This is a genomic window from Psychrobacter sp. 1U2 (assembly GCF_051847575.1).
Genome location: NZ_JBPYDC010000016.1, coordinates 25,340 through 42,825, shown reverse-complemented (window position 1 = coordinate 42,825; position 17,486 = coordinate 25,340). Strand labels below are relative to the sequence as shown.

At 43.7% G+C, this 17,486-nt stretch carries 16 protein-coding genes; 8 read left to right on the top strand and 8 right to left on the bottom strand.

What is annotated here, in order from left to right:
• Positions 1-9: 9 nt before the first annotated feature.
• Entirely contained in the window at positions 10-387 is a 378-nt protein-coding gene (pilG, locus tag ACS8FD_RS08985; RefSeq protein ID WP_025644776.1) for a twitching motility response regulator PilG, read from the bottom strand.
• Positions 388-784: 397 nt separating this feature from the next.
• On the opposite strand from pilG, the gene ACS8FD_RS08980 reads away from it, so the two are divergent.
• From ACS8FD_RS08980 to ACS8FD_RS08955, 6 genes are all read left to right on the top strand, one after another.
• Positions 785-2,032 carry an efflux RND transporter periplasmic adaptor subunit gene (locus ACS8FD_RS08980; RefSeq protein ID WP_439275506.1) on the top strand — a complete coding sequence of 416 codons (1,248 nt, stop codon included), beginning with the start codon at positions 785-787 and terminating at the stop codon, positions 2,030-2,032.
• Between the two features lie 402 nt (positions 2,033-2,434).
• The gene (locus tag ACS8FD_RS08975) at positions 2,435-3,154 is read left to right on the top strand and encodes a response regulator transcription factor (RefSeq protein ID WP_439275505.1); all 720 of its coding nucleotides are present in this window, start codon (positions 2,435-2,437) and stop codon (positions 3,152-3,154) included.
• Positions 3,155-3,235: 81 nt separating this feature from the next.
• Entirely contained in the window at positions 3,236-5,410 is a 2,175-nt protein-coding gene (locus ACS8FD_RS08970) for a sensor histidine kinase (protein WP_439275504.1), read from the top strand.
• 248 nt (positions 5,411-5,658) lie between these two features.
• A complete protein-coding gene (locus tag ACS8FD_RS08965; RefSeq protein ID WP_439275503.1) occupies positions 5,659-6,429 on the top strand; it encodes a methionine ABC transporter ATP-binding protein in 771 nt (256 codons plus the stop codon).
• Positions 6,430-6,459: 30 nt separating this feature from the next.
• Positions 6,460-7,146 (top strand): methionine ABC transporter permease, encoded by a 687-nt coding sequence (locus tag ACS8FD_RS08960; protein WP_439275502.1) that lies wholly within the window; start codon positions 6,460-6,462, stop codon positions 7,144-7,146.
• 297 nt (positions 7,147-7,443) lie between these two features.
• Positions 7,444-8,397, top strand: coding sequence for a MetQ/NlpA family ABC transporter substrate-binding protein (locus ACS8FD_RS08955; protein WP_439275500.1), 954 nt, complete (start codon positions 7,444-7,446; stop codon positions 8,395-8,397).
• 99 nt (positions 8,398-8,496) lie between these two features.
• Here the strand turns inward: ACS8FD_RS08955 and ACS8FD_RS08950 are convergent, their stop codons facing one another.
• Positions 8,497-9,753 carry an amidohydrolase family protein gene (locus ACS8FD_RS08950; RefSeq protein WP_439275499.1) on the bottom strand — a complete coding sequence of 419 codons (1,257 nt, stop codon included), beginning with the start codon at positions 9,751-9,753 and terminating at the stop codon, positions 8,497-8,499.
• 57 nt (positions 9,754-9,810) lie between these two features.
• Positions 9,811-11,025, bottom strand: a complete 1,215-nt coding sequence (locus ACS8FD_RS08945) for an MFS transporter (protein WP_439275498.1) — start codon at positions 11,023-11,025, stop codon at positions 9,811-9,813.
• Positions 11,026-11,514: 489 nt separating this feature from the next.
• On the opposite strand from ACS8FD_RS08945, the gene ACS8FD_RS08940 reads away from it, so the two are divergent.
• Entirely contained in the window at positions 11,515-12,363 is an 849-nt protein-coding gene (locus ACS8FD_RS08940; protein WP_439275497.1) for an aldo/keto reductase, read from the top strand.
• Between the two features lie 126 nt (positions 12,364-12,489).
• Here the strand turns inward: ACS8FD_RS08940 and ccmE are convergent, their stop codons facing one another.
• The 5 genes from ccmE to ccmA form a co-directional block, all read right to left on the bottom strand.
• Positions 12,490-12,990 carry a cytochrome c maturation protein CcmE gene (gene ccmE / locus ACS8FD_RS08935; RefSeq protein ID WP_439275496.1) on the bottom strand — a complete coding sequence of 167 codons (501 nt, stop codon included), beginning with the start codon at positions 12,988-12,990 and terminating at the stop codon, positions 12,490-12,492.
• Between the two features lie 239 nt (positions 12,991-13,229).
• On the bottom strand, positions 13,230-13,439 hold the full coding sequence (gene ccmD / locus ACS8FD_RS08930; RefSeq protein WP_439275495.1) for a heme exporter protein CcmD: 210 nt from the start codon (positions 13,437-13,439) through the stop codon (positions 13,230-13,232).
• A gap of 72 nt (positions 13,440-13,511) precedes the next feature.
• The gene (ccmC, locus tag ACS8FD_RS08925) at positions 13,512-14,300 is read right to left on the bottom strand and encodes a heme ABC transporter permease CcmC (protein ID WP_439275494.1); all 789 of its coding nucleotides are present in this window, start codon (positions 14,298-14,300) and stop codon (positions 13,512-13,514) included.
• 250 nt (positions 14,301-14,550) lie between these two features.
• Positions 14,551-15,309 (bottom strand): heme exporter protein CcmB, encoded by a 759-nt coding sequence (locus tag ACS8FD_RS08920; protein WP_439275493.1) that lies wholly within the window; start codon positions 15,307-15,309, stop codon positions 14,551-14,553.
• 121 nt (positions 15,310-15,430) lie between these two features.
• Positions 15,431-16,144: a heme ABC exporter ATP-binding protein CcmA gene (gene ccmA, locus ACS8FD_RS08915; RefSeq protein ID WP_439275492.1), complete on the bottom strand. Its 714-nt coding sequence runs from the start codon at positions 16,142-16,144 to the stop codon at positions 15,431-15,433.
• A gap of 220 nt (positions 16,145-16,364) precedes the next feature.
• Between ccmA and ACS8FD_RS08910 the strand changes: the two genes are divergently transcribed.
• Entirely contained in the window at positions 16,365-17,456 is a 1,092-nt protein-coding gene (locus ACS8FD_RS08910; RefSeq protein WP_439275491.1) for a hypothetical protein, read from the top strand.
• The last annotated feature ends 30 nt before the right edge of the window (positions 17,457-17,486 follow it).

The following is a 17,486-nucleotide window of genomic DNA, read 5'->3' as shown; positions in this document are numbered from 1 at the left end:
TAAAAACGATTAGCGATAATGACTGATAGCCTCAAATAGCTCGTCTTTACTAAAGGGCTTCGTCAAATACTCATCAGAGCCAACAATACGCCCGCGAGCTTTATCAAATAACCCATCTTTTGATGACAGCATAATGACAGGCTTATCGGCATAATTAGGATTATTTTTTATCAAAGCACAAGTCTGATAACCATCTAAGCGCGGCATCATAATATCAACAAAGATAATATCTGGATTGTTATCCACAATCTTTGCTAAGGCATCAAAGCCATCAATAGCTGTAATCACCTCGCAGCCTGCTTTTTTTAACAAGGTCTCTGCGGTACGGCGCATGGTTTTTGAATCGTCAATCACCATCACGGTTAGCCCTTCAAAATTACTATCCATTCTCACTATCCTATAAACTTTAAATTTACTATCCATAGCTAAGGTACTATAAATAGCTAATACTTTGTCTTATTATGCTTCTACTATTATCTAGTTTGTTAGTTTGTTATTTTGTTTATAATTAGAACCATATCAGCCGCATAACCCTTAAAACTCAATTTAAAAACCAACGGTTGCAATATGACGGCAACCTAACAGTATTACTATAATTGTGTAAGATAAGTTACCTATATAAGACGAAAGTTATCATTATTTTAATAATATACTAAACAAAGTAGTAACAATACAAGATTCATTTGCAATTAATAAAACCGCTCAAGTCACTTTTTAGACACTTTACCCTAAAATATGGCTATATTCCTTCTAACTTAGCTATTTGCTGTCCACGGTGACTGATATGATACGTCTTTTTTATAACAAAAATACTGCTTTATTAATCAGTGTATGGCTGCTAATAGCTTGCCAACCGCCCGAAGATACGAGTCAATCTGCGATAGCACAAGCCGACACAATGACCGAGGACGCAGATTTATCTTTTCTCGTCAGCGATGAGACCGTTACCTTATCTTCCGATAGCATCTTAAACCTCAAGTCTTCACGCTATCAGCCAAGTCTTGGTTTACAAGGTGAGATAGAACCTCTCAGGCAGTCTAGATTTGTCACTGCCAAAGCAGTAACCGTACAAAAGGTGCTGGTTCAACAAGGACAGTGGGTAGAAGAAGGTTCGCCACTATTTATCTTAGCGCCGCAGGCTAGCAATGAAGATAAAACTGCTAACAGTGCTGAGTCGTTGCCTAGTAATAACAAAGCTGAGCAGCAAGCTGATGATATTGCAAGTAATAATATAAATAACAGTATCAATGAAAATATAAATGACAATACGAGCCGCGATAGCGCAAGTAGCGATAGCGCTGATAATCAGCAAGCACAGAATATTGAGCAAGCCGCTAAGCAAACCAGTCCACAGCCTGCCTTAAAAACACAATCAGAATCACAACAAGACACAGAGACAAAAGCGCAAGACGCCACTATCATTGTTCGGACCAGTTTTGCCGGACGAGTGAATAAGCTGCCTGTGGCTAATGGCGATAAGCTTGCAGCCGGTACGGCGCTCTTATCTTTAGCGGATAACACTCATTTGCAGTTCATTGCAACTTTACCTATTCAGTCTGAACCGCAGCTTTCTGTCGGTCAGACCGTCAACTTCAGTACTGATAATAATGCCAAAAAATATACTGGCCAAATCAGTAAGCTTAGCGTTGGCGACAACCCGAACCAACTAAAAGTTCATGTGCAAGTGTTAAAGAACGATGCCAGCCGTGAAGGTGGTCTTAAAGTAGGTATGATTGCTACAGGCCGCGTTAATTATGGACAAATAGCGGTAGGTACTATCGTGCCCGAGCTCGCCATACATGATGCTGATCTGAGCGCTTTAAAACGACCTCCTTATCAGCCTTTAGCACCGCTTACCGCAAACGTTTGGATTATTAAACAAGATCAGCGCTTGACTCGCCAGCCTATCGAGATAATTGAATATAATCCAGACACAGAGCAGTACCTGATTGCTGGAGTCAATAACGACAGTCTAATCTGTTTGGCTGATTTGCCCGTTGAATCGGCAGGTAAAAAAGTGGTTATCTCTTAACGCTATAACTGCAGAATAATTTTATCGCACTACTTTCGTTAACGTGGCTCTCGTTGAAACCGCTTCGCTGACGCGAATTTGATTCCTTGTTGTTTTAGCGCTTCTACGGTCTTAAATAGCTACTAAGTTTTTAAATAGGCAGTTACATTGTGTAGAAATATTAACAAAGCGCGTCTTGTTTGCTCAGGTGCTTTTTTGGCAAACTGATAAATGGATATAAACGTTCGGCATAAAAAGGCTAAGCGCAAAGCCTACTATTTACCAATAGCGCTAAATCTAGAAAGCACTAAAAAGCTAAATATAAATAATAACGACGTAGCCCTTATAAAATAGTACTTATTAAGATGATGGAAACTATTTATCCAAATATCTATCACTGGAAGTATTTTTAGGAGATGAACCATGAGTAAACAGATTTTATTAATAGAAGATGATCCAGATTTGGCTGAGCTTATCAGCGATTATTTAACGATGAACTATTACGATGTCCATCATGCTGGTCTCGGTCAAGAAGGCTTAGATATTTTAGACACCAAAGAGCGCGACATTGACTTGGTCGTGCTTGATCTTATGCTACCGGATATGGATGGTATGCAAGTCTGTCAGAAGATCCGCGGTAAAAATAATATGACCAATAAGGTACCTATTATTATGCTTACTGCAAAAGGCGATACAACCGATCGCGTCTTAGGGCTAGAGATGGGCGCTGATGATTACATTGCCAAACCATTCGAGCCTCGTGAGCTGTTAGCTCGTATTCGTGCAGTGATTCGTCGCCATGAGCAGCCAAACCAAGCAGATAGCCAGTCAGATAGCTTGACCTTTGGCCGTTTGAGCGTTTTTCCCGATAGCCATGAAGTGACTATCGACGATCAACCAGTGCGCTTGACGACGCATCAGTTCCAATTGTTGCATTATTTTGCCACTCATTCAGGTAAGGTTTTAAATCGTGAGCAGCTCTGGCAAGCGATGCCCAATGATGACAGCTCTGATAATATCGATCGCGCCATTGATGTGCATATCTCGCGCCTGCGAGCTTTGATCGAAGATAATCCACGCCAGCCCAAACGCATCATCACGGTACGCGGCGTTGGCTATCAATTTGCCACTGATCAGGTATGATAGTGCTTAGCATACTAGTATCTAGTATGCTAGTGCTCATACGCATATAACAAATACGTGCCTGATAGTAGAGACTCTTTAATGCAGCAGCTCGGTTTTCGCTCTGTTTTTGCCAAGTTATTTGCCAGTGTCATGCTGGCACTTATCTTGTTTGCAGTCGCTATGGTGCTTTTGACGCAGCTAGTACACGATAAAGATGCGGGTATCCGCTCGGAAGTTTTAGCGACGCAAATCCTTGGGCAGATAGATCCTTTTTTAAATGATTTGAATGTTGCTGTTAGCAAGGATAATCGTCTGCAAGCGCGCTTTATGCTAGCGGTCGTCAAAAAAAGCTTTGATATCTTCGATGAGTCCTTACAGGCGAAAATGGGCTTATATGATAACGAAGGTCATCTGTTGATGCAGACCGACAACAGCGACTTGCCGTTACTGCTGCCTGATGAGCCATCACTGATGACTCGCGTTTTCCCCTCCTTTTCTGACACGCCGACTAATCAGCAAGCGCAAGTCTACAGTAGTACGGGCTATACCTTGTTATATGAGTCGCGCTTACCGCCCAAAAAACCGGTACTCTCCGCTGTCCTTAATTTGTTTACAGGAACACTGCTGCTACTGCTGATTATGGCAGGGGTTCTTTGGTGGATTGCGCGGACGATGACTTGGCGAATCAACCAGTTAAGCCAGCAAATGATTGAGTTGGGTGACGGCGACTTTAGCGTACGGGTCAATGCTCGCGGTAATGACGAGATTGCCTCCCTCGCTCATGGTTTCAATCAAGCGGCGCAAAAGATTGAGCATCTCATCAATGCTAATAACTTACTATTAGCGCATGCTTCACACGAACTGCGCACCCCGATTACCCGTATCCGTTTGCAGATCGAAATGATGGATATGCTCGCCAACGTTATGCCTCAAGACACCAAAGAGAAATTCGACAAACGCGCGCAAGCCATCAACCGCGATCTATCAGGTCTTAATGATTTGGTTGAGAGTATCTTATTGGTCAGTCGCTTGGACGCCGGTCATGTGCTGCAGCAAGTTGAGCGTCTAGATCTGTATGATTTGATCAATCAGGAGCGTCAGCATTATTCTGAAGCTACTTTGATTGGCGAACATCTAATCATCGATGGTCAATCGGCGATGCTAACTCATTTGATCCGCAATCTACTCAATAATGCGATGCTACACGGCACCCCTCCTGTTACGGTATTTCTGTATGGTGTACAGCAGATCGAAGAAGCGGGTAACGTACCGGACTATCTACTGCAATCAGTGCTCACTAGTAGCTTTGCTGATTATGATAACTTAGAGTACAAAGATTATGAGACGTTAGACGATAGCCATCAGCCCTTAAATAATGAGCTTGATCTGTTTATGACCGCGCCTGTTAAAGATAGTACTTTTAGTAACTCAGCAGAAAACCAAGATACGCCAGTACCTTTGCCGCCGATTTATCGTAACGGCGAGAGTATCAGTATTGATCTTGTCAATGATGACGAGCAGTCTGTAGACCCTAACGGGGTCACTGATATAAACACTAATGTAACCACTAACGAGGCAACAGATGCCTTAACGCAAAGTCTCAAACAGAACTCAATACTCACTCATTCGCTTATTACAGATAGCATTTACACTGCTCGCTACCCTATACTTACAGCCGAGCAGATAAATGGTATTAAACAAGCCACTTGGCAAGCCATCCCTAAGCAGCTCTCTACTAGCAATGCCAATGGGACCAATGAAGCCTCTGAGACTAATGAAACTAAGAAGTTAAGTCACCATAATGTGAAGCTTACTGCTGACTCTGACCATCCAACCGCTAACATCACCTCTCCAAAAGAAGCGAATGTTAACGATAAGTCGGAGGTAAAAGCAGACACTGATGAGCATAAGAACGAAACGACAACAGCTCCAAAAAAAGAAGGTTTATTCAAAAAGCACCTCAAAAAAGCTAAAGCCGAGCCCGTGCGCCCCGCGCCTAAATACGCTGTTCTTGCGGTAATTGATGAAGGCTCAGGTATTCCCGAAGACAAGCGCGAAGAGATCTTTAGTCCTTTTGTCCGTTTGCAACAGAAGAAAAAAGGCTCAGGTTTAGGGCTATCGCTAGTCTCACAAATCGTCACCGCACATCAAGGCCGTATCTTGACGGATACGGTTAATGGCCATACTCGATTCTTAGTCGTGATACCGGTCAAGCATGATCCGCATTATAGCTATAAAGAAAGTCAAAGCGTACAACCTAACTCCAATCGCTGATTTGCAAAGCTAATGCTTGTTTGTAAAATTCGTCTACCTTAAACATTCAAAACCGCTGCCGCTTTATTGTGAGCTTGACAGCGTTTGCTTCGCCTTGTCGCTCATCTAGATTATCCACCCTATTTGTACTGCTCGATTGACAATTGCCTGTGCCATACCATTCAATAATGTGCTATATTACCGCCCCTTATTCTATCGTTAACGCTAGTCCTTATTTACTTTATTCTCTATCAAATTTTGAGCATTCCATGAGTGACATGATCGTCCTAAATGATGTGACTAAAAGCTTTATGAGCGACCGCTCCATAAAAGGGGCGGATGGTAAAGCGCATTGGTTTACTGCTGTTGAGCCGACCTCTTTGACAGTCAAACAAGGTGAGATCTTCGGTCTCATGGGCTATTCAGGTGCGGGAAAATCGACCTTATTACGTCTGATTAATATGCTCGAGCGCCCCGATAGCGGGCAAGTTATCATCGATGGTACTGACTTAACCACTTTAACGGCTAGCGACTTACGGATTGCTCGTCATAATATCGGTATGATCTTTCAGCAGTTTAATCTGATGTCTAATCGCACGGTCTTTGACAATGTGGCGTTTAATCTAACCGTATCAGGATATCCCAGTCGTGATATTCACAAACGCGTTATGGAATGCTTAGAGATTGTTGATCTCACAGACCGCGTTAATCACTATCCTGCGCAGCTCTCCGGCGGTCAAAAGCAGCGCGTAGGTATCGCCCGCGCAATCGCCCCTAGTCCCAAAGTACTGCTTGCCGATGAGCCCACTAGCGCGCTCGACCCAGCAACAACGCGTAGCTTACTCACCTGTCTGCGTGATATCAATCAGCAGCTTGGGGTGACTATTGTCATTGTTACCCATGAGATGAGCGTCATTCGTAGATTGTGTGATCGTGCTGCCCTACTGCACGAGGGGCAGTTACTTGAAGTTGCCCAAGTCCAAGACGGTCTGATTCAAGCCACCACTCCGATAGGCCAAGGCTTAGTCCACGAAGATTAGAGATAACCTGATAAGGCAAGAGAAATAGATATGTTGACTGGTGCTGAATTATCCGCCTCGATTGATAAATTGCTGACTCTAAAAAAAGAGATCTGGCAGGCTACCCTCGATACTTTTATCATGCTCGGTATCTCTACTACCGCTGCGGTTACTATTGGTGGTCTATTCGGGATATTTTTATTTTTGTCTAGTGACCGGCAATTTTTACAGAATAAAGCGCTGTACGCTGTGCTTGGTGGCGTCACTAACTTTATGCGTGCCTTTCCCTTTGTGATTTTGATGATTGCGATGAGTCCTTTTACTAAAGCTATCGTTGGCACAGGTATCGGTCCAATTGCGGCCTCCTTAGTGCTGGCTATTGCCGGCTCCTTTTACTTTGCGCGCTTGGTCGAACAAAACTTGCGCGAAGTCCCGCGAGGTATTATTGAAGCCACTGAATCTATGGGCGCTCGCCCCTTTACTATTATAAAAGTACTCCTTAATGAGGCACGCTCAGGATTAGTGCTATCGGTGACTATCCTGTGTATCAGCCTACTTTCGTACTCTGCAGCGGCTGGTATGATTGGCGGTGGCGGTTTGGGCGACTTAGCTATTCGTTACGGTTACTATCGCTATCAGACTGAAGTCATGGTGTTTATCGTTATTATGCTCTCTGTGATGGTCATCTCCATTCAAGCTTTTGGTAACTGGCTCGCGACGCGTTTAGATAAGCGTTAATCTCAGACCTTCTTATCAAGATGCTATTGTTAGCGCTAATACCGATAGAATGGACCTATCGACTCTCACTGCTTAATACGAGCTTATGAATAATACGCCGCTTTTGATGCAAATTACTCATAAGCAAAAGGCTTGACTTTATACAGTACTAAAGTTACTTTTGTGCTCTTTTTATTCGCACGTTATTTAGCAGCATTGCCTTGCTGTGAACGTCCAACAGATTCTACTCTAATCATTCTTTTTTAATGGCTGATTGATAAGCCGTGACATTTAATGCATTTTTATTAAGGATAATTTATGAAGTTAACAGATATCAGCCGTCAATTAGCGCTTGGACTTGCCACTGTCGGCGTTTCAAGTTTAGTATTAGTTGGCTGTAACAATTCATCAGCGCCAGAAGCGACCAAAGAAGCCCCAACTAACGAGACTGCGGCGGCAACCGACATCGATCCTGAGCATAGCAAAATTGTCATCGGCACCACCGAAGGCGACTTTGCGGACATGGTACGCAACCAAGTCAAAGGTTCGCTAGAAGAGCAAGGCTATGAAGTTGAGCTGATTACCTTTACTGACTATGTGCGTCCTAACTTAGCTTTGGCTGATGGCGACCTAGATATCAATATCTTTCAGCACAAGCCTTATCTCGATACGTTTAAGACTGAAAACAATTTAGATCTGGTAGAAGTCTTTCAGGTGCCAACTGCGCCGCTAGGGATTTATTCAGGTAAAAAGAATGATCTACAAGAAGCTTATAAAGGCATGAGCGTTTCAGCGCCGAACGATCCGAGCAACTTTGCTCGTGCGCTAGTCATGATGGATGATCTAGGCTGGATTACTTTAAAAGACGATATCGATCCACTAACCGCAGCCAAAACAGATATCGCTGATAATAGCAAATATAATATCGATATCATTGAATTAGAAGCCGCGCAGCTGCCACGCGCGCGTGATGAAGTGGACTTCGCGGTTATCAATGGTAACTATGCGACCGATGCCGGTATCGAATTGACCGAAGCTTTATTCCAAGAGCCAAGCTTTAACTATGTCAATTGGTCAGCGATTAAATCAGCCGACGTCGATAAGAAGTGGGTTAAAGATGTGACAGAAGCCTACAATTCTGAGGCTTTCAAAAAGTACGCGCACGAGAGCTTCCCAGGTTATAAGTATCCAAAAATTTGGGATGCAAATAGTAACCAAGTTTCCGCGACTGCGGGTACTGCGTCTGCTACTGGTGAAGTTGCCGCTGAATAAGCTAGTTCTGAGTACAATAGCTTTATCATAAAAACGCCCCTTACTTAGGTAAGGGGCGTTTTTTAGTTTAAAGACATCCTGTAGTCATCTGACTGATCGCTACTTGGTCGCTCGAAACACATCCAGCGCAATCTCGTAGCTAGGCTCAGGTTTTTTGAACAGATATTTGCCGTTACGAATAGAGGCTAGCACGTCAGCACGTTGGCGCACCGCTTCAAATGGGGTTTCAGCATCTAATACTAAGAAGTTCGCGGCGCGGCCGACTTCTAAACCGTATTCCTCTTCAATGTTCAAAGTTTTAGCCCCATTAAAGGTAATGAAATCGAGACAAACATCCAACTGCGGCAGTGACATGGTTTGCGCCAAATGAATACCGTTATCCAAGATATTCATCATATTACCATTACCGGCGGGATACCAAGGGTCATTAATAGAGTCTTGGCCAAAAGAGATATTAATCCCATTCTCCCAAAACTCTTTTACTCGCGTGAGACCACGGCGCTTAGGATAGGTATCTTGGCGGCCTTGTAGATAAGCGTTTTCAGTCGGTAGTGCGATAAAGTTCATACCCGACTGCTCAAACAATCCCATCATTCGAAACGCGTAAGCATCATCAGCGGAGCCAAAGGAACAAGTATGGCTCGCGGCCGTACGTGCACCGATATCTTCAATCATCACCAAAGCGTTCAATAGCTGTACGTGACGGCTCATCGGATCATCGGTTTCATCACAGTGTACGTCGATAAGTTTGTCGTATTTAAGCGCCAACTCAACTGTTTTTCGCACCGAATCCTGCCCAAACTCATACGCCCATTCAAAGTGCGGAATACCGCCCACACAATCCGCGCCCATCTTCAACGCCTCCTCCATCAGCTCTACTGCACCTTTGTAGGCATACATGCCCTCTTGCGGGAACGCCACAATCTGAATGGTGACGTTGTCTTTGAGCTCTTCACGCAGCTCGAGCATGGCTTTGAGTCCGGTAAGATCAGGGTCGCAAATATCGATATGGGTACGAATGTACTGCACGCCTTTGGATACTTCTTCTTGTATACCTTTAAGCATACGCTGTTTAGCATCCTCAAAAGACTGGTTCTTTTTGACATCGTGCCAACGCGCGATACCTTCAAACAAGGTACCAGAAGCGTTCTTCGCATCATCACCGCCGCCCGTGTAGACATAGTCTAGATGTAGATGCGAATCGACATAAGGCGGTACAATCAAGCGACCTTTTAGATCAATCTCTTTTTCGGCAGCAGGCAGATTTTTACCCATCTGCTCAATAACGCCATTTTTGACTAGGATTTCAGTAGCCTCTTCATTGCGATAGATATTAGCATTGGTAAATTTAATCATAATGAACTCCTATTATTATTAATGATTTATTTATTAGAAAATACTTCTGAACAGCCACTAGAGCGTAGGAGCTTGTAACGTCTTTTTTGATATAAAAGTAATAACTATGGCTGGGATAAAACAAAGAATAGACAGATAAACAATACCGAAAACCCCAGTCTCTGGCATATTGACCAAAATCAATCCTGCCAGCCACGTGGCAATCATAATCGAGAAGTTAAAGACGCTAGACTGTACTGAGGTAGCAACGGCTTTAGCTTCGGTAACCTGATGACTCACCGCCGTCTGGAACATAGTCACAAGCGGACCAAACGCCAGCCCCCACAATAAAAAAGCAATATGTGCAAAACCATTAGCGCCTCTAAAGAAGACGAATAGCAGCATCGCTATGAGGCCGCCGCCTAGCATGCCAACGATAAGACCGCGTAGATGAGTATCAATAATTTTAGCGGACAATATTACGGATATGACCGAACCGATACCAAAGATCAGTAGCGCTAGACTAATACCGCCGGTAAAGGCAATCGTTTCTACCAGTAAGGTAATATAGGTATAAGTACTATAGTGCGCGACGACGGCTAAGAAAGTCAGCGCCAAAACGATCCATACGCCAGGAATTTTTAGCACCGCTAGCGGTGAGTTGCTTTGGGTCAGTTTCTCGCCCTTTACCGCGGGCAAAAACTTCATCGCCAGTAGCGCAATAAGGGCACCTAACCCACCAAGGACCAAGAACGACATACGCCAACCGACATGAGTGCCGATAAAGGTCATAATTGGTAAGCCCAAACTAACGCCAAAAGTATTGCCCGCCATGATGATCGTAATCGCCTTACCATGCATACTCTCAGGTACTAGCGCCGTACCATAAGCGGCAATCATCGGCCACATAATACCGGCGCAAATCCCGCCAACAATACGCATGATAACGATAAGATAATAAGAGGACGTTAGCCCAACGACGATGTTAGAAACTGCAAAACCTGCTAGTAGAACCATCAAGAGGATTTTTCTATTAACCCATAAAGTGGCACTGATAAGCGGAATAGCAAATATCGCCGAGGCAAGTGCGTAGATTCCGACTAAAAACCCCACTTGGGTTTGCTCAATACCTAACCCTGCTGTCATCTGCGGCAAAATACCTGACGGCATCAGCTCTGAGAGAATACCGATAAAGGTGACGCTCGCCATCAAACCAAAAATAAACCACGAGATAGGCTTTTGCGCCATAGGCTCACCCGCTCCTATAGAGCTATCGGTTATCGTACCTGGCATGTTTACTCCTGAAAAATATCTCTATAGACAGTATTTCTACACCTAGTTTCAGCTGTCATAAATAGTTGTTTTATATGCGTTTTAATTCAGTTCTTATTTCATTCAACTATAGCATAAATGATGTAGATAAAACCTTTATTAAAGTAAGGTTTTATAAGCTAGTAATATGAAGTTGAGATCGTTACATTTACTACAAAAACAAAGCTAAGACATTATTACTTTCAAAATTTAGCGGACGTTACAAGCTGTTTGTGCTTTGTAGGAAAGCGTCACTCCCCCTTTCACATTGAACGTTTTTTTCTTATAGTAATCAGATAGTCTTATAGTAATCAGATAGTCCTAGTCGTTAACGGGTCTAAAAGGCTAATAAGATGTAAAAGTACTGAGCTATATTAGTTCTGTTTCATCACGGCTAGTTTTAGGACAGGTCTGTAATCTGAAAGATAAAACATGCAAATAAATAATCGATAAAATAACAAGGATAATAATATGAGCACAAAAACATATAATATACGTACGGCAGGACGAGCCAATATTCCGGTACTAGGTTTAGGGACTTGGCAATCGACAGGAGACGACTGCGTAGAAGTCGTCAGTAAAGCGCTACAGATGGGCTATGAGCATATCGACACGGCGCAGGCTTATGGTAATGAAAAGCAAGTTGGTGAAGGTATCAAGCAATCTGGCGTTGCGCGCGATAAATTCTTTTTGACCACTAAGATATTTCCAGACGATATGAAGTTTGAACCTGAGAAATTAAAAGCCGCAGCACAGCAATCACTAAAAGACTTAGATACCGATTATGTGGATTTACTGCTGCTACACTGGCCAGATGATCGTGTGCCTCTATCCGAGACGATTCCTGCGCTATGTGAGCTACAAAAGCAGGGTCTGACTCGTCATATTGGCGTTTCTAACTTCAACATTGCTAACATTATCGAAGCGAAAAAACACGCTGATGTGCCTATCGTAGTCAACCAAGTCGAGTTTCATCCGTTTATTAAGCAAAACACCTTACAGACCTTTTTAAACAACCACCATATTTTGTTAGAAGCATACTCACCACTAGCGCGCGGTGATGTCTTCGATAATGAGGTAATCAAGAAAATCGCTGATAAACATAATGTCACCCCAGCGCAAGTCTCATTAGCTTGGATACTCTCAGATAAAGATCGCGTCGCTATTCCAAAGACTTCCAACCCTGATCACTTGCAAGGTAACTTAGACGCAACTAAGCTCGAATTAAGTGCTGATGAGCTAGAGCAAATAGGTAGTTTGGCTCGTAGTGATGGCCGCAAAATTGAGCATCCTGACTATACACCTGAATGGGACGATTGATTTTAAAGGCTTGTTTCAGTAAGTTAATTACTTATTAAAATAAAATTCTTAAATGCAAAAAAGCCACCGATACTTATATCGGTGGCTTTTTTATTTGAGCGAACTGAAGTTTTTATCAGCCTATTTTTACTGCTGTAAAGTTTCAGTTTTATGGATAGGCTCAGCAGGATTGTATTGCTCTGATGACGGCGTAACACTCGCACGGTTATTTTCTTTTAGAGATTTTGCGACCTCTGGCGCCATATAGTTTTCATCGTGCTTAGCCAATACTTCCCCGGCGACAAAAGTATCACCTTGCATCTTACCAGTAGCGACTACTCCTGAATTTTCAGCGAATAAATCTGGCAAGATACCTTGATAAGTGACGGGCACTGTCGATTGAAAGTCAGTAATAGCGAACTCGACATTCAAAGGATCGCTAGCAGCTCGCTGGACGCTACCCGCGACCACCATACCGCCCGCACGAATACGTTTATCTTGCGGCGCCTCGCCTTGAGCAATCGCCGTTGCATCAAAGTAGTAGTCGGTCTGCTGGCCAATAGCATAGATGACGAGCACCACAGCGATAGCCGCACCTGCTAGCGTAAACATAACCCACATAAGCTTTTTACGTCGAACGGCGTTCATATTTTACCTCATTAAAAATAGCTCTTTTACAAACTCTAGATTTATCAGCTCAAAACGCTCAATAAAACTTCACAGCTTTTATATGGTAGCCTTTATCACACAAATCAATGACAGCTGTCATCATTAAGCAAAATGGTTCCGTCATTTTATTAACGCAATAATAGCAGTAAAAACAGTGGCTTATCAGAAAAATAAAAGGCTTGAGTTAGCCAGCTGAGTAACCTCTAAGAAATAGAGGCTTACGTTTTACGCTTTGGCACTCTGCTGCTTCGCTGTGCTTGCCGCGCTTGTTGAATAGTCAATTGTTTCAGTAGCGTCTTTCTCTGAGCACGGCTATAGAGGATAAAAACTAAAACGATACCTACCGTGATGGCCCAACAAGACCAAACAAAAACGCCATGCTCACCCATAGCAAAAAATTCCGAGAGGCTATAAAAGTAAGGCTGCATTATTTCTCCTACGGTACTTTTCAAAAGTAATCTACAATAACGCTATGCTAAAACATTCAGAGTGTTTTGATATTATTTACGTTGATTACGGATATATTCTTTCACCCAAGCTTTGCTTTGGTCACGATTTAATATCAGGGTATTAGTCCGATAGATCGCAAGCGCTGCTACTAATAAATAGCTACCAATCACCATTAGCAGCAATGGCAGCCACATATCTGCCGACATTTTTGGCGCTTCGGTCAGCGTAAAGGTCGCGCCTTGATGTAGCGTATTCCACCACTCAACTGAGTATTTGATAATAGGCAGATTCACCGCGCCGACGATAGATAAGATCGCGGCCGCTTTACCGCGATTGGCGGTATGTTCAAAAGCGGCAAATAGCGCCATTACCCCTGCGTATAAAAATGCTAAAATCAGCATCGAAGTCAGACGCGCGTCCCACACCCAGTAAGTACCCCAAGTGGGTTTAGCCCAGATAGAGCCTGTTAATAAACTAATCACGCACAACAAAAACCCAAAAGGCGCTAGTGCCTGCGCCACTAAGCTAGCCGTTTTTATCTTCCATACCATAAAAATCACCCCTAATATGGCTAGGGCAAAATAGATGGAAATCGCAAGGCTGGCAGCGGGAACATGGATGAAAATAATCCGGTAACTATTGCCTTGCAAATAATCAGGTGGCGCAAAAGCCAAACCCCAAATGCTGCCTACAGTGAGACAGAGAGCTGCCAAAATACCAAGCCACTTCACCCAAGGTGCAAAAATACGAAAGAACTGCTTAGTCCCTACAGTAATCAAGAAACCTTGCCAGAGGCGCTGCCACACGTTTGGCGATGGGACATTGTTTAGGTTGGGCATGAAATAGACCTATTACACAGCAAGTGGATGGAGCATACTAATGGGATAATAATAAATCATAAAGCTAGTAACGATAAGCTAGTCATTATTGCTAACGCCTTGTTTATAGAAGTTTTTTGGTCACCTTATCACTACTAGGTAACCAACAATAACGAGCGCCTTCTATTATAGCAAAGTTGGCGCTTTTAACCACGCTGTAAACCTAAAGCTTAAACTTTTGCCAAGATAGTCGCTAAAGCGCCTGATTGATTTAATTCAGCCAAGACATCTTCAGCGTCATCGCAATCACCCAAGGCATCACTAGCACTGAGACAATGCTACCGGCTAATAGTAAAGCCAAAATAGGTAGGCCATTGAGACCAGTCGAAAACAAATCCACTGCGCCCGTCGCAAAAATCAAGACTGGTAGCTGCATCGGCAGCGCAATCAGCGGTACGAGTACGGCGCCATTTTTTAGCGACAAGGTTAAGCTACTAGCAATCGCCGAGAGCATCAGTAGCATCGGGCTACCGACGATAATTGATACCATTAAGATACCCGCCTCAAACCAGCCCAAACCAAATAGCGGTACAACCAGTAAACTCAGTAGCGCCACAATCCCACTACTAAAGATCCAATGAATGCTTAGGCGCATCAGCACCCATAACGGCAGTGAGGCTTTGGCGACTACCAGTTGCGCGAGCGTGCCATTGTCGAGCGCGGGCTTGAATAACCCATCGATACCCATCACTAGCGACAATAAGGCAGCAATCCACACCGCTGAGACGCCTAAGCGTTGTAATAGCTGCGGCTCACTACCGACTGCCAACGGAAACAAAGTAATAATCACCAAAAACAGCACCAACGGGTATAACCACTGTACCGCTCCTTGCTGCTTGACTTGCCATTCGCGTCGCCACAACTGAGTGAAGCCAATAGTGCGGGCAGCATAATTTATGTCGCTAACATTAGCGCCGCTATTACTATTTATATGCTCACTATTTATGTTTTGTATGTGGCTCTCCGTCATTCGTTACCCTTTTTAGCCCATTATCCTATACATCTAGCATCATAAATCTAACATAAGCAGTTCTTAACATAAGCCGTGTCTAGCATTGTCACTACTTAAAAACAAACACTACCTAAAACAATTACTGGGTATCTAAATCTTCATAGTCTGACCAATCGGAATCAAGCTCTGTTATATCAATATCTGATAAATCATACTCTGACAAATCAAGCACTTGATTGGCCACGTCGACTGCCTGATGACTGGTCATCATTATCGCCCCTCCTGCCGCGGCAAACGCTTGTAAGCGCTGCTGCATTCGCGCCACCATATCGACATCGAGCGCAGTAAAAGGCTCATCGAGTAGCCATAGCGGTGTGACTTCGGGTGTTAATAAATAGAGGCGGGCTAAAGTAATACGCCGTGTCTGCCCAGCTGATAAGTGGCTTGAGCTGATGGTCTCAAAACCCTGTAAGCCTACCCAAGCTAAAGCTTCGTCGATTTCATCAAAACTTGGTGTTATACCATACAGATTAAGTAAAAAAGTCAGATTTTGTGCAACAGTCAGATTGGGGTGAATACCAAGCTGATGTGAGATATATAGCGGCTGTATAGGCAAACCGGCGCGGCCTTGATACTCAATTGTGCCAGTGAGTACCGGTAGCAATCCAGCCAGCTGCATAAGTAGCGTGGTTTTACCCGTACCATTAGCGCCAATGAGATGACAAATATCGCCAGCCGCTAACTGCAGATCGACGCCCGCACACAAAGGCGTCTCACCGCGCTGCAGGGTCACCTTATCAAGCGCTAGCACAGGCACCGTTTGAGTAGCAGAAAAAGATGACTCGCTCATCATAACCTCTTAGTTATTAATGTCTTAGCACAGTTTGAGACGCAAGCTTGCAGCGGATTTAAAATATACGCTAAGTATGTGTTATAAATAGTCATCATCAACATAAACATTCACCAAAAACATCCGTTACGTTCATGTCATAATACGCTATGCTAATAAAACCACTGCAAACCTATAGTATAGCAAATAGTCGAATCTCATAATTATAAAAATGGCTGTAAATATGACCGCAAATACCACATCACCATACTACCCTATGCCTAATACTTCACCAGACCCTAAAACAAGCCCCGATGCTAATAAAGAGCAGCGATCCATCTCCTCATTGTATGAGCTAATAGAAGCGCAGATTGACTTTATGCAGCAGTGGCTGCTTCAGCAAGCAGAGCCGCTGGCTAATGAAGCTTGGCATTGGCTTAGCGCACAGCCGATGAGTCGATATCTAAGCTGTGAGGACTTGCAGCATCTCATTAATGACTGGCTATTGAGTCAGCCCATGACTGAGGTCATGCGCACGGATATTAGAGCTATCCTGCAGACTCTTATTTATCATCCTAGCAATGATAATGTGCCGCTCTCTGAGCTCGTTGATGAAACGCAAGTACATACCTTAGCGAACTATATTGGCAGTCATCAGCAGCAGCGCAATGGGCTGATACACGCACTCATCGGTAACGACACCTTCGCCGATCTACTGACGCAAACCTTGTACCACGCTATCAATGACTTTATGGAAAACACACTTGATAAAGCTGGCGGCGTCGGTAAGCTGATGAAAATGGGGCGCAGCTCTTTTGAAAAAGCTACCAATCGTAATTTAGACGAAAAACTGCAAACTTACTTACACCGCAATATCAAGGACTTGACCAATAAAGCAGAAGCGAATGCCCAAGCGCATCTGTCGAACGAGGAAGTCTCAAGGCTATTAGTAATGGGCTGGGCCCGTATCAAAGATCAGCCCGTTAGCCAATTACAAACCTACTTAAATAACGACCCTGATAATGGCAGTATTCAGCATATCGAAGCCAGCGTGCAGCAAAGCTATAATCGTCTGCGACTCTCGCCTTATCTGCGCAGTTTAGTCGCTGCTAGTGTCAAGACTTGGTATGATAATCATCAGGCCGACACTATCGCAGCCTTAGCCGCTAGCGTCAATATTGATGAGCTAGCCGTAACGAGATTCACCCCCACTCTATTGCCTATCATCAATGATGCTATCAATAGCGAATGGCTGAGCGCTCATCTACGGGATATGTTGCAGGCCTTTTATAGGCAGCCTAATATTCAACAGGCATTAGCAAAAAAAGACGAATAGCCGCTTATTTGCTATTATTTTACCAACGAG